This is a genomic window from Halpernia humi, assembly GCF_900108025.1.
GTDB classification, from domain to species: domain Bacteria; phylum Bacteroidota; class Bacteroidia; order Flavobacteriales; family Weeksellaceae; genus Halpernia; species Halpernia humi.
Map to the genome: position 1 here is coordinate 79,329 of NZ_FNUS01000007.1, position 13,618 is coordinate 92,946.

Sequence of the window (13,618 nt, forward strand, 5' to 3'; positions counted from 1 at the left end):
ATACTTATTTATTGTTTTATGCATAACATTGTAAGAAATTAATTCATTTAGCGCTAAACTATTTTATTGTTATTTTCAAAATTGACCTGCTCGAAATAAAAAACAATAATTTCTAAAGTTCTACAACATATTTAACGCTCTCGAACTTCGCTAATTGTGAGTAAATCTGTTACAAATATTTTATGATAATCGAAACTTAAATACACATATCCATCGGTTCCCCAGTCTTTTCCCCAAGAATTTTTTATAATAAAATTATCGCCATCTACACCCACAATATTCACGGCATGCCCGCCATAATGCTCATCTACAGGATCTGTTCTAACAAAATAAAAATCGCTATTTTCTTGAAAAATTTTCTTAAAAAAATCTTTTCCATAAAGGCGAGTGCCTGCTGTAGCAGGAAATAATCGGCCATTACTTAGATTTTTTATTTGGTAGCCACAATTATTAATTCCAACAGGTTTAGAGGTTGAAACATCATTTTTTTTCCAGCCTCCCATATAAAGATGGTAAGAAACTGCAACAGATTTGTATTTTTTTAGCAGCGCAATTACAAATTTTGGATTTCTAATTGAATCTAAAGGATAAGATTGAACGGCATAACTTGGAATTGTTTTTTTTACCTTTGGAACGTAATTTACCAATAAATCTACCGGACCCACATCGGCTTCCAAAATTACTTTACGCAGTTTGATATCGTCTTTATTCATTTTATATTGAAATGTTGGATTGTATGGCATCAAACTTTCAGGTAAAATACCATATTTCGGCAAAGTAGCAACGTACTCCTTTAAATGCGCACCCGGAAAAAAATCTTTATACATAAAATCTACCGTTTTCATACTTGCATAAATGTACTTTTCACTCACATCAGGATAAGAATTGGGTAAAATTTCTATTGCAGCGGCGATTGCAAATGCGGTGCAAGTTCCTCTAAAACCTTGGTCTTTCACTGGACTTTGCAAATTTCTGAAATCTAAATTTGTGGTGTTTTCTTGTGCAAAAATATTTACACTCAAAAAAAATAACCAAAAAATATTTAATTTTTTCATAATTATGATAGTTTAGAATATTTCAAAACTACAAATCGAGATGTAAAAATAATATACGACAAATGCCCTATGTTTTAATATTGAATAAATGCTAATATTTGCTAAAACCATCAAAAATGAAAAAATTAATCTACTTATTTCTATTTTCAATCTTCAATTTTGGCTTTGCTCAAATTCTACCAAAAGTGTCCTATGAAGACTTTGGCTGCTCAAAGCCAATTGCTAAAATGGAAATTGTTTACTATTCGTTTAAAGACAAATTTGTACTCGATATACGTAAAGAAATCTATCACTTCAATAAAGAAGGCAAACTTGAAAAAATTGAAAAAGAAGATTATGATAATTATTCAAAATCTGAAATCAATTATTTTTATAAAAATGGCCTTTTAACGAAAGAAACTCTTATCAATAAAAAAAATCCGACAGAAAATTACGAAATGATTTTTGAGTATAACAAAGACAACAAAGTAATTGCTACAGCCTACAAATCACAAGAATATAACGAAACTTATCGCTACAAATACCAAGGTAAAAATCTTGTAAAAGCAATCGGAGAAAGCGATGGAGAGAAATTTGAAGAAAATTATTTATACGATAAAAACAATAATCTATATCAATTAAAAAGAACAGATTTTTCTTCTAAGCAAAAATACAACACAACCGTCCTCTATCTAAAAGGTGTTGAAATTGGCGGATATTCTCAAAATTATGACTATCCATATTTTGTTTTTAAAAATGAAAAAGCAGAGATAAATTTTGGTATTATTTCTGAAAAAGGAATCGAGAAATTAAAAAATTTAGAAAACGAATTAGCGTCAGGAAATGACTTGGAGCGCGAAGATCTAAACAACCAAATTTACCAATTGGCTGATAAAAAAGTGGATGCGGAATTTTCTTATGGCAATTTCAATTTAATAAAAGATGGTTCTATCGTCGCAAATGCCGATTTAGAAAAATCAGGAAAAGACCCAGAATTTTTGAATTTTAGAAAAATATATTTTGCAGACGGAACTGAAGTGGGAACCTCAGATTTTGATATTTTTGTGTACAACGAAATCAAACATATTTTAAAAAATTAAAGTAATGAAAATTTATATCAAGCAAATTGCCATTCTCCTAATTTCAATTTTTTCCTTCCAAAATCTATTAGCAAATGCTGCGCAACCAGGCATTTGGAACGCAGGCGGAACGGTTTTCACCATGCTCTATCCCGAAGATTCTGCAACTTTCAAAAAAGTGCAGATGGAAGAAGAGCATATCTTTATTCAACTTTATAAAGGTTTTGCCGTTGTGAAAGGTTGGTATAAAATGACCAATACCACTGCAGAAAACTTAAATTTTAAAATGGGTTATCCCGTAAACGGAATTTATTCTGGCGGCGGCCCCTATTTAAATGAAGTGAAACTGGATGCGCTTAACCGATTTAAAATAAAAACAGATGGGCAATATTTGCCAATTTTAAAACAAAATTTAGGCGAAGATAAAACAGAAATAATGCGCGGATTTGGTGGAAATTGGATTTCTTGGGAAATTAATTTTAAACCAAATCAAACTCGTTTAGTTGAAGTTTATTTTATCGTAAATACCAATGACGCAAAACTCACAAGAGGCTACAGCAAAGAAAAATACAATGCTTTTATCTATCTGTTAGAATCTGGAAATGTCTGGAAAAACCCCATAAATAGTGGCTCTTTTTATATACAATTGAAAGATGATTTATCTGAAAAAGACATCGAAGGGCTTTCAAATGGGTTTAATTTTAAATGGAACTCTTCAAAAAATATACTTTTTGGGGTTAAAAATAATTTTACACCAACGCCAAAAGATAATTTAGTAATTACATATTTTGAAAACCAAGAAAATTTTAATTACCCTAAAATTTTGAATGATGAAGATCAATTATTTCAAGAAATTGAGCAATTTTCAAAAGTGGTAGAATTTCAAAAATTTAGCGAAAAAGCAACAGAGAAAGATCCGTACGAAGTTTCTACAAGTTTTTCTTCTTGGCTCGTAAGCACCGCAATTATAGGCATTTTTGTTCTTCCCTATTTAATTGTCGGTATTATTTTGCTCGTAATTTTCTGGTGGATTTTTAAATATTTAAAGAGAAGAAATAACAAATAACTTGCCCACAAGCAATCAATTTTGCACTAAAATATCTTTTGTAAATTTGCCCTTCGAATTATGAATGCAAATTATACTAAAAAAGCGGCATTTCACACTTTAGGTTGTAAACTAAATTTTGCCGAAACATCAACAATTGCAAGGCAACTTGTGGATTCTGGTTTTCAAAAAGTAAATTTTGAAGATTTCGCAGATGTTTATATCATCAACACTTGTTCGGTCACAGAAAACGCAGATCGCGAATGTAAACTTCACGTAAAGCGCGCTGCAAAAGCCAACCCAGAAGGTTTGGTAATTATAGTGGGTTGCTACGCCCAACTGAAACCCGAAGAAATTTCTAATATTAAAGGTGTAGATTTGGTTTTAGGCGCGAAAGAAAAATTTAATATTTTAAGTTATATCCATGATTTGCAGAAGTCTGAAAATCATGCTTTGGTGCATTCTTGTGAGATTGAAGAAACTGATTTTTTCATAGGAAGCTATTCCATCGGCGACAGAACACGCGCTTTTCTTAAAGTGCAAGATGGTTGTGACTATAAATGTACGTATTGCACCATTCCTTTGGCACGCGGAATTTCACGAAGCGACACCATTGAAAATGTGGTGAAAAACGCCACAGAAATTGCGCAAAAAGGCATTAAAGAAATTGTATTAACTGGTGTAAATATTGGCGATTATGGCAAAGGTGAATTTGGAAACAAAAAACACGATCATATTTTTTTAGAATTAATTTCAAATCTAAATGAAATTGAAGGCATAGAAAGAATCCGTATTTCTTCCATAGAACCTAATTTGTTAACCGACGACTGTATAGATTTGGTTGCAAAAAGCGAACGATTTGTGCCGCATTTTCACATTCCTTTGCAATCTGGAAGCGATGATTTATTAAAGAAAATGAAACGCCGTTATTTAACTAATTTATACCAAAATAGAGTTTCAAAAATTAGAGAAGTTTTGCCAAATGCTTGCATCGGCGTCGATGTAATTGTAGGATTTCCGGGTGAAAGTGAAGAATATTTCCTTGAAACTTATAATTTTTTAAACCAACTCCCAATCAGTTATTTACACGTTTTCACGTATTCTGAACGCGAAAATACTGAAGCAGCATCGATGGAAAATCCCGTTCCAATCTCGGAAAGAAAGCGACGCAATAAAATGCTTAGAATTTTATCGGAAAAAAAGAAAATGGCGTTTTACGAAACACAATTGGGCAAAACGCTTCCCGTACTTTGGGAGCACGAAAATAAAAACGGGCAAATGTTTGGTTTTACAGAAAATTACGTGCGCGTACAAAAACCATTTGACGAAAATTCTATTAACAAAATTGAAAAATTAGAATTAAATAAAATTGAAAACGATGGAACCGTTTCTGTGAAGGCTGGTTTTGAGGCGTTTTTGGCGAAGTTTTAGGATTTGATAGTATCAAATTAACATTTTTCTTAACATTCTTATTTTTTGTTTTAAAGCATTTTTCATTCTTTCAAAAAATTCTTACATTGAGTTATTATTGTAATTTTGAAAAAATTTTAGAAAATGAGAAATAAATTCTTACTGTGGGGGGCAATTTTAGTGGTTTTTACCTTATTAGTTGCACTTTGGTTAAAAACTTATTATTGGATTCCCTTGCTTTTGGGCAGTATTTATATCTTGGGGGTTTATAATGCAACACAAACGAAACACGCAATTCTACGCAACTTCCCTGTTTTAGGCTATTTTAGATATTTTTTCGAAGAAATTTCACCAGAAATGCAACAGTATTTCATAGAGCGTGAAACCGATGGCAAACCTTTCCCTAGAAACCAAAGAGCGGCCGCTTACAGACGTGCAAAAAATTTGAACGACACCGTTCCGTTTGGTACACAACTAGAAATTAACCAAAGAAAATATGAAGGTTTAAAGCATTCTATTTATGCAAAAAGTCCATCTGAAGAATTACCCCGCGTTTTGGTGGGAAACGAGCAATGTTCGCAACCTTACGACGCATCTTTGTTTAATATTTCTGCGATGAGTTTTGGTTCTTTAAGTGATCGCGCTATCGTTTCCCTAAATCGAGGCGCAAAAAAAGGAAATTTTTATCATAATACTGGCGAAGGCGGACTTTCCCCGTATCATCTGGAAGGCGGCGGCGATATTTGTTGGCAAATCGGAACGGGGTATTTTGGTTGTAGAAAAGAAGACGGCACATTTTCACCAGAAACTTTTAAGAAAAATGCTACTTTACCCGCAGTAAAAATGATTGAAATAAAATTATCCCAAGGTGCAAAACCTGGGCATGGCGGGGTTTTACCAGGCGTAAAAAATACTGAAGAAATTGCTAAAATTAGACATGTAAAACCTGGCATCACAATTCTTTCACCTCCCGGACATTCGGCATTTTCAAATGCGGCAGGATTACTAGGTTTTGTGGCACAACTTCGTGAATTGTCTGGCGGTAAACCAATCGGTTTTAAATTATGTATTGGAGATACGGCCGAGTTTGAAGAAATCTGTGAGCAAATGAATGTGCTGAAAATTTATCCCGATTTTATTACTGTAGATGGTGCAGAAGGCGGCACAGGTGCAGCACCTCCTGAATTTTCCGATGGCGTTGGTATGCCTTTGGAACCTGCCCTAATTTTTGTAAATAATACTTTGAAAGAATTTAATGTTCGCAAAAAAATTCGAATTATTGCGAGTGGCAAAGTTTTAACGTCTTTAGATATTTTACGAGCCGTTGCAATGGGTGCAGATATGTGCAATAATGCGCGTGGTTTTATGTTTTCACTTGGTTGCATCCAAGCCTTGAGATGCAACACAAACACTTGCCCAACTGGCGTTGCAACCCAAGATAAAATGCTGATAAAAGGTTTGGATGTAGCAGATAAAAGCGAGCGTGTTTACCATTTTCATAAAAATACTTTGCACACTTGTAACGAACTTATTGCTGCTGCCGGAAGACATTCCTACAGCGAAGTTGACGCTTCTATGTTTATGCGTGGTGATGAATTTGATCATCTTTCTGATCAATATTTCCCTAATATTTTGAGTAGAAATAAACCTTAAAAAAAATTAACTTTAATGAAAATCTGATGTCGATTGGTGTTATATTTTTAACATTAAACTTGTCAACAAATTGTAAGTAAATCAATTGCATCGGGATTTAGATTGATGTGAAAATTGTAAATTAATAAGTTTTAGCCAAAATTTAATATACACTTTGGCTAAACCTATTTTGAAGTAAATTTTTAAAAACAGCCCAAAACCCCTTCTTGTTGATGTTTTAAACTTGTTGAAAATCGAACTCAGCTTAAATATTTCTTGGCGATTCTAATTCTTCCTTATCGAATTTAGATTGTGAAAGTCTTGGTTGCAAAAGTTTTGCGACAATTGCCGTCCAACCTGTTTGGTGAGATGCGCCTACTCCACGTCCTGTGTCGCCGTGGAAATATTCATAAAACAAAATATAATCTCTAAAATCCGGATCTTCTTGAAATCTTGGATATTGCCTGTTAAACACTCGTTTTCCGTCTTCACCTTTTAGAAAAATACTTTTTAAACGATTACCAAGTGAAGTGGCGATTTCATCTAAATTGTAATAATTTCCACTGTTTGTAGGATATTCTACTTTAAAATCTGGACTGTAATAAAAGAAAAAACGTTGCAAACTTTCTATGATTAAAAAATTAATGGGAAACCAGATTGGTCCACGCCAATTACTATTGCCACCAAACATAAAACTGTCGCTTTCTGCTGGCAAATATTTCACACAAAAATCTTTACCATTCAAATTAATGTGAAAAGGCTGATCTTCATATTCTTTAGATAAAGCACGAATACCAAACTCACCTAAAAATTCTTTTTCGTCTAGCATTCTAAAAAGTAAGCGTTTTAAACGATGCCCACGAAGCAAACTCAATAAATGTTTAGAATCTTCACCTTTCACTTCCCAATGAGAAACGAGTGCCGCTAATTCTGGCTTATTATCCAAAACCCACTGCATTCTTTCTTTAAATTTTGGTAATTTTTCCAGCATTTCATCATCAATAACTTCTATGGCAAACATTGGTATCAAACCAACAATTGTTCTTAATCTTAAAAATAAACCACTGCCATCTTTTAATGAAAGCGCATCATAGAAAAACTCGTCTTGCTCATCCCAAAGACTAAAATTATTTTCACCCATATTATCAAGCGCTTTTGCAATGCTCAAAAAATGCTCAAAAAATTTGGTCGCCATATCTTCATACACTTTGTTGTAAAGTGCCAATTCCATTGCGATGCGCATCATATTTAAGGCAAACATTGCCATCCAACTGGTTCCGTCTGCTTGTTCTAAACTTTCGCCATCGGGCAATTTTTGATTTCTATCAAAAACACCAATATTATCTAAGCCAAGAAATCCGCCTTCAAAAATATTGTTACCATTAAAATCTTTTTTATTCACCCACCACGTGAAATTCATGAGCAATTTCTGAAAAATGGCTTCTAAAAATTCTAAATCTGGTTTATGATTTAATGTTTCATCTATTTTAAAAACACGAAAAGCCGCGTAAGCGTGAACTGGCGGGTTTACATCACTGAAATTCCATTCATAAGCTGGCAATTGTCCGTTGGGATGCATGAACCAATCCAGCGTTAATAATTTAAGTTGATGTTTTGCAAAATCTGAATCTATCAAGGCAAAACTAACGGCATGAAAGGCCAAATCCCAAGTCGCAAACCAGGGATATTCCCATTTATCTGGCATCGAAATAATATTGAGACCATCTAGATTTTTCCAGTCATAATTTCGAATTTTTTTTCTACTTTCGGGTGGTCTTACTTGGCTAGGATCGCCTTCTAACCATTTTTCTACGTTGTAGTGGTAAAATTGTTTGCTCCATAAAAGCCCAGCAAATGCTTGTCTTTGCACCAATTTTTCGTCTTCATTTTCTATTCCTTTTTGGATGTCTTGGTAAAATTCATCGGCTTCATTTTGTCTAGTTTTAAACAATTTTTCAAAATCTTCAAAAGGTTTTTCAAAATCTTCATTACAAAGCCGAAATTCAAAAACTTTTGTTTCTAAAGCCTCAAAATTTTCATCAATTTTAAATGCGACTTTTGTTCCTATTTTTTCAGGATTTATGGAAGATTCGCTTTTATTTAAAAGATAATCATTGATGCCATCTTTGCAATATTTAGAAGTATTTGCTTGGTGATAAATTTTTTTCTGATTGGTTTCATTATCACAAAAAAGGGCTTCTGCAGCAGTATCAGAATAAAGATTTTTTAAGTTTAAATCTTTGTGATTTATTTTTATTTGATTTTCTTTATCTAATGAAAGTTGCGGTTTATAATCGTCATAACCCCAACTCCAAGTATTTCTAAACCATAAAGTGGGAAGCAAAACCAAAGATGCTTTTGTATTTGCTTTATTAGTTACCGTTAATTTTATTAAAATATCTTCGGGAGAATTTTTCACATATTCAATGAAAATATCGAAGTATTCATTTTGGTCGAAAATGCCTGTATCAATCAATTCATATTCAGGGTTTTCTTTTCCTGCGGCAGCGTTTTTATTAATTAAATCTTCGTAAGGAAAGGCATTTTGCGGATATTTATAAAGCATTTTCATGTAAGAATGCGTTGGTGTATTATCTAAATAATAGTAATATTCTTTCACATCTTCGCCGTGATTTCCTTGCGAATTGGTTAATCCAAACAATCTCTCCTTAATGATTTGGTCATTTTTATTCCAAAAACCAACGGAAAAAACGAGCAATTGTTTGTCGTCGCAAATGCCGCAAATTCCTTCTTCGCCCCATCTATAAGCGTAAGATTCTGCGGAAAAATAATTGGTAAAATCCCACGCATCACCATCTGCGCTGTAATCTTCGCGCACCAAACCCCATTCTCGGTTGCTTACGTAAGGACCATATTTTTTCCAATTTGAATCTAAAAGGCGTTTTTGTTCTTCGGTCATATTTTATGATTATTGATGAGTGATGAATGATGAGTGATGAAATTGCTTTTTATAATAAAAACTTTGAAAATTGCGATAATCTGCGCCCCGACTTGAGTGAAGCTCTCCGCCGCGGCGGAAGCGGGAACGGAAGGCGGAAAAGGCGCCCAAAAAAAATAATAAATACACATTCGACGAAATTACATAGACGCCCAAAAAATTTTATCCATTTTCTGAAAAACTCTCAAAAGTCGTCATTGCGCCGTCTATAAAAATGCTGGTTCCTGTGATATAATCTGCGGCATCGCTCGCTAAGAATACGGCCAAGTTGCCAATGTCTTGTGGTTGGCCAATTCTGTTGTAAGGAATAAGCGACATTAACGAATTTAGTGCTTCTGGCGTGCTCCAAGCATTTTTGTTGATATTTGTTTGAATTGCGCCCGGACAAATTGAATTGACACGGATTTTTCTATCGCCAAATTCTTGCGCCAAAGTTTGCATCAACATTCGGATGGCGCCTTTGCTAGAAGCGTAATTGGCGTGACCTGCCCACGGAATAATTTCGTGAACGGAAGAAATATGAATGATTTTTCCACAAGCGACGGAACGACTTTCATCGATGCCGCGTTTTAAAAATTCTTTTATGGCTTCTCTTGCGCACAAAAATTGACCTGTTAAATTGACACCAATCACCGCGTTCCATTGGTCTAAAGTCATTTCCGTGAATTTTGCATCTTTTTGAATTCCAGCGTTATTGACTAAAATATCTACGGTTCCGTAAGCGGAAACGACGTCTGCAAACATTTTAATCACTTCATCTTCTTTGGATACATCGCATTTGCATAACATTCCTTTTCCACCTTCGTCGGTAATTTCTTTTAAAACTGTTTCGGCGTCTGAAAGTGCGCCATCAAAAGGATAATTGATGATTACTGTGGCGCCAGATTTTGCCATTGATTTTGCAATTCCGGCACCGATACCGCTTGAAGAACCCGTGATAAGCGCCACTTGATTGGCAAGAGATATTTCCATTTTTTTATATTTTTCTCAAAAATAGCAAAGTGAAACTTTAATGGAAAATATAAAAACCTAAAGTTTTCTTAAATTTATTAATGCTCAAAATAAGTGTTCAAATATTTTACACCGGCTTCAATTCTAATCGGTAAAGAATTTTCTTCTGGAACAATTGGGCAGTTGTAATCGTAAGGATTGTAAGCGCAATACGGTTGATAAGATTGGTTAAAATCTAAAATAATTTTATCAGATTTTGGGATTCTTAAATCTAAATATTTTCCGCCTCCATAAGTTTCGTGCGTGTTCGTAAGATCATGAAAAGGCAAGAAAAGGTAATCTTCTAAACCTGCTTTTTTCATTAAATCTTGGCTCTGATAAATGGTTAAAGTATAATTTTTTCCGCCTAAAATAAAACTCGCTTTTCCAAAGGCTTTATAGATTTTTGTTTTGCCAGAACTTGTGGGAAATTCAAAATTTGGACTGTTATTTAGTTTTGTAAATTTGGCTTTTACACGATATTTTAAATTGATGGGAAAGAAAGGGTGAACGGTAAAATTTTTAAAATTTTCCCCACGCAAAGGCGTTTCTTCGGGGTTTTGATATTCTTCATTTAAGTTTTTTTGAAACTTTTGAATATCCGCAATTTCAGATTTATTTGTCGCACTCGCGCAAGAAATAATTAGAAAAGAAATAAAAATATAGAAAATATTTCTCATGTTATTTTGTATGATTTAAAGATTAATATTATAGACATCCGTTCTGTTTCGCTTAATTTTTGAAACATAAAAACCGTCGCTTTCTGGTATAATTTCAGCCAAATCAAAATAGGTGCAATCTTTTGGTAAAGCACTAAAAATCAGAGTAAACCAATAATTTTCTACCAAGGGAACCTCCATCCATTTTGGACCAAAACAAATATTGTCTTCAAAAAGCAGTTTGCTTTTATGAGCTGATTGCGCGTCTAACAAAAATGTTGTTTTCCAGATTCTAATAAGGTTTCCAAATGCAAAATTATTTTTGAAACAACAATGTACAATGACCTGTTTCTCCACGGCAATTTCGTTTTGAATTTCCTTTAAAATTTCCGCTTCAATGAAAGGTTTTACAATTGTGGACAAATTATCGGTTTTTAAAATTATACTTTTAAAAGAATTTAATGAAAAAATTAGAAATTAAAACATTAAGATTTATGAAGGAATTAAGAATATTAAGGTCTGGAAAATTTGTGTAAATTTTTTAAATACGTTTAAATAACTAATTTCGTTCAACTTAATTATCTTAATATCTTAATCCAGTCTTAATGGTAAAAAGTATCATATTAATAGTTTAATTCCAATATCTCTTTAGAATAATTCCTCACTTTTTCAGTTAACTCGGCGTTTTCTGACAATTTCTGACCATAACTTGGAATGATTTCTAGTAATTTTTCATACCATTCATTTTGAAGTTTGTCGCCAAAACATCCTTCAATGATATGAAGCATCGCATGAGCCGCAGTTGAAGCGCCCGGTGAAGCGCCTAAAATTGCAGCGATAGTTTTGTTTTTATTTATAACTACTTCAGTTCCAAATTCTAATTTTCCACCTTTTTCGCCATCTTTTTTAATGACTTGCACGCGTTGTCCTGCTACTTTTAATTCCCAATCTTCTTCTTTTGCATCTTTTACAAACTGCCTTAAATGCGCCATTCGCTGAGATTTTGTCATCGCCACTTGCTCTATTAAATATTTAGTTAAAGGCAAATTATGCCACCAAGCGCCGAAAAGCGAACGAATATTTGAAAAATTAATGCTTTCCGGCAAATCTAAATAACTGCCTTCTTTTAAAAATTTCGTAGAAAAACCCGCAAAAGGCCCAAATAATAAGGCTTTTTTACCATCAATTAATCGCAAATCTAAATGTGGAACGCTCATTGGTGGCGCATTTAAACCGGCTTGCGTGTAAACTTTCGCTTCATGTTGCGCCACTAATTCTTCATTATGAGTCACCAACCATTGCCCGGAAACCGGGAAACCGCCATAACCTTCACTTTCTTTAATATCAGAACTATCCAAAAGTGGCAGAGAATAACCTCCTGCACCTAAAAACACGAATTTTGCGGAAACTTTCTGGCTTTTGCCTGTCATTCTGTTTTTCACTTTCATTTTCCAAGTGCCATCTTTTTCTATATCTAAATCTTTTACTTCTTGGTAAAGGAAAACATCAACCAAAGAATCTTCGGCTAAAAAACGTCCCATTTTTCGGGTTAAACTTCCAAAATTGACGTCCGTTCCGAGATCCATTTTTGTGGCAGCGAGAACTTCGTTTTCCTTTCTTTTAGACATTATTAAAGGAATCCATTCTTTTAACTGTTCAAAATCGGTGGAAAATTCCATGCCTTTAAATAAATTCGAAGTCACCATTGTATCATAGCGTTTTTTTAAAAATTCGGCATCCTTTTCACCAAAAACCAAACTCATGTGCGGACAAGAATTAATGAAATCTTTCGGATTGGCAATGTATTTTTTTGAAACCAAATAAGACCAAAACTGTTTTGAAACCTCGAACTGCTCGGCGATATTTTCGGCTTTGGAAATATCTATTGTTCCATCTTCTTTTTCGGGTGTATAATTCAGTTCACAAAAAGCGGAATGTCCTGTTCCGGCGTTATTCCAGGCGGCTGAACTTTCTTTTGCAAAACGCCCCAAACGTTCAAAAATGGCAATTTTTAAGTTCGGATCAAACTCGTGAAGTAATGTTCCCAAGGTGGTACTCATTATTCCGCCACCGACTAAAATGACGTCGTATTCGCTTTTTATATCTGTATTGGTTAAAAAATTTGGCATAAATCAATTTTATGCTACGAATTTCGGGAAAAGTTTTGTTTTGGGAAATTTATTGGGAATTAAATTTAATATTACCTATATTTGTATTTAAAATACACCACAATGAATACAATTGAAACCAAAAAAAAAGCAACTTCTTTACGATTGAATTCTAATTTGTACAACTACATAGAAAAATTGGCAAAAAAAGAAAACAGAAGTTTAAATAATTTTATAGAAACTACACTTTTTGATGCTTTGGAATATAAAGAACCAAATGAAGACACTAAAAAAGGAATTGCAGAATCTAAAAAAGAAAGAGCATCTTTGAAAAGATATTCTGAAGTGGAAGATTTATTTCAAGATGTAGAAAATGAATTATAATTTAGTTCCTTCAACTCGATTTAAGAAATCTCTTAAAAAATATTTGAATAAACCTTCAGAAAGAAGTAAAATATTAGAATTGTTGGAATTTCTTAAATCTGGTGGCTTTGATGCTGTTCCTTTTAAAATGAAACCTCATCAATTAATTGGAAATTACAAAGGTTGCTTGGAATGTCATATTTTACCCGATTTACTTTTAATTTGGGAACAAGATGATGAATTGAAAGAGATTTATCTTTTGGATATTGGATCGCATTCGGATTTGTTTTAAAATATAATCCTAGAATTTTTCGGGAAAAGTTTTGTTTTGGGAAATTT

At 33.4% G+C, this 13,618-nt stretch carries 12 protein-coding genes; 6 read left to right on the plus strand and 6 right to left on the minus strand.

Annotated features, from left to right (window positions below; translation table 11 throughout):
• Positions 1-131 precede the first annotated feature (131 nt).
• Positions 132-1,055, minus strand: coding sequence for a C1 family peptidase (locus tag C4S29_RS12865; protein WP_103914505.1), 924 nt, complete (start codon positions 1,053-1,055; stop codon positions 132-134).
• Positions 1,056-1,171: 116 nt separating this feature from the next.
• Between C4S29_RS12865 and C4S29_RS12870 the strand changes: the two genes are divergently transcribed.
• From C4S29_RS12870 to C4S29_RS12885, 4 genes are all read left to right on the plus strand, one after another.
• Positions 1,172-2,134 carry a hypothetical protein gene (locus C4S29_RS12870; protein WP_103914506.1) on the plus strand — a complete coding sequence of 321 codons (963 nt, stop codon included), beginning with the start codon at positions 1,172-1,174 and terminating at the stop codon, positions 2,132-2,134.
• Between the two features lie 4 nt (positions 2,135-2,138).
• The gene (locus tag C4S29_RS12875) at positions 2,139-3,179 is read left to right on the plus strand and encodes a hypothetical protein (RefSeq protein ID WP_103914507.1); all 1,041 of its coding nucleotides are present in this window, start codon (positions 2,139-2,141) and stop codon (positions 3,177-3,179) included.
• A 60-nt stretch (positions 3,180-3,239) separates the two neighbouring features.
• Positions 3,240-4,589 (plus strand): tRNA (N(6)-L-threonylcarbamoyladenosine(37)-C(2))-methylthiotransferase MtaB, encoded by a 1,350-nt coding sequence (gene mtaB / locus C4S29_RS12880; RefSeq protein ID WP_103914508.1) that lies wholly within the window; start codon positions 3,240-3,242, stop codon positions 4,587-4,589.
• 123 nt (positions 4,590-4,712) lie between these two features.
• Positions 4,713-6,221 (plus strand): FMN-binding glutamate synthase family protein, encoded by a 1,509-nt coding sequence (locus tag C4S29_RS12885; RefSeq protein WP_103914509.1) that lies wholly within the window; start codon positions 4,713-4,715, stop codon positions 6,219-6,221.
• Positions 6,222-6,465: 244 nt separating this feature from the next.
• Here the strand turns inward: C4S29_RS12885 and C4S29_RS12890 are convergent, their stop codons facing one another.
• From C4S29_RS12890 to mqo, 5 genes are all read right to left on the minus strand, one after another.
• On the minus strand, positions 6,466-9,120 hold the full coding sequence (locus C4S29_RS12890) for an MGH1-like glycoside hydrolase domain-containing protein (protein WP_103914510.1): 2,655 nt from the start codon (positions 9,118-9,120) through the stop codon (positions 6,466-6,468).
• Between the two features lie 201 nt (positions 9,121-9,321).
• Positions 9,322-10,131 (minus strand): glucose 1-dehydrogenase, encoded by an 810-nt coding sequence (locus C4S29_RS12895; protein WP_103914511.1) that lies wholly within the window; start codon positions 10,129-10,131, stop codon positions 9,322-9,324.
• 77 nt (positions 10,132-10,208) lie between these two features.
• Complete coding sequence (locus tag C4S29_RS12900) at positions 10,209-10,829, minus strand: DUF1684 domain-containing protein (protein ID WP_103914512.1); 621 nt, start codon at positions 10,827-10,829, stop codon at positions 10,209-10,211.
• A 15-nt stretch (positions 10,830-10,844) separates the two neighbouring features.
• Positions 10,845-11,231, minus strand: a complete 387-nt coding sequence (locus C4S29_RS12905; protein ID WP_103914513.1) for a hypothetical protein — start codon at positions 11,229-11,231, stop codon at positions 10,845-10,847.
• 200 nt (positions 11,232-11,431) lie between these two features.
• Positions 11,432-12,937 carry a malate dehydrogenase (quinone) gene (gene mqo / locus C4S29_RS12910; protein ID WP_103914514.1) on the minus strand — a complete coding sequence of 502 codons (1,506 nt, stop codon included), beginning with the start codon at positions 12,935-12,937 and terminating at the stop codon, positions 11,432-11,434.
• Between the two features lie 102 nt (positions 12,938-13,039).
• Between mqo and C4S29_RS12915 the strand changes: the two genes are divergently transcribed.
• Both C4S29_RS12915 and C4S29_RS12920 read left to right on the plus strand, forming a co-directional pair.
• Positions 13,040-13,300, plus strand: coding sequence for a hypothetical protein (locus C4S29_RS12915; protein ID WP_103914515.1), 261 nt, complete (start codon positions 13,040-13,042; stop codon positions 13,298-13,300).
• Complete coding sequence (locus C4S29_RS12920; protein ID WP_103914516.1) at positions 13,290-13,571, plus strand: type II toxin-antitoxin system YafQ family toxin; 282 nt, start codon at positions 13,290-13,292, stop codon at positions 13,569-13,571. The genes C4S29_RS12915 and C4S29_RS12920 overlap by 11 nt, the downstream gene beginning before the upstream one ends.
• Positions 13,572-13,618 lie beyond the last annotated feature (47 nt).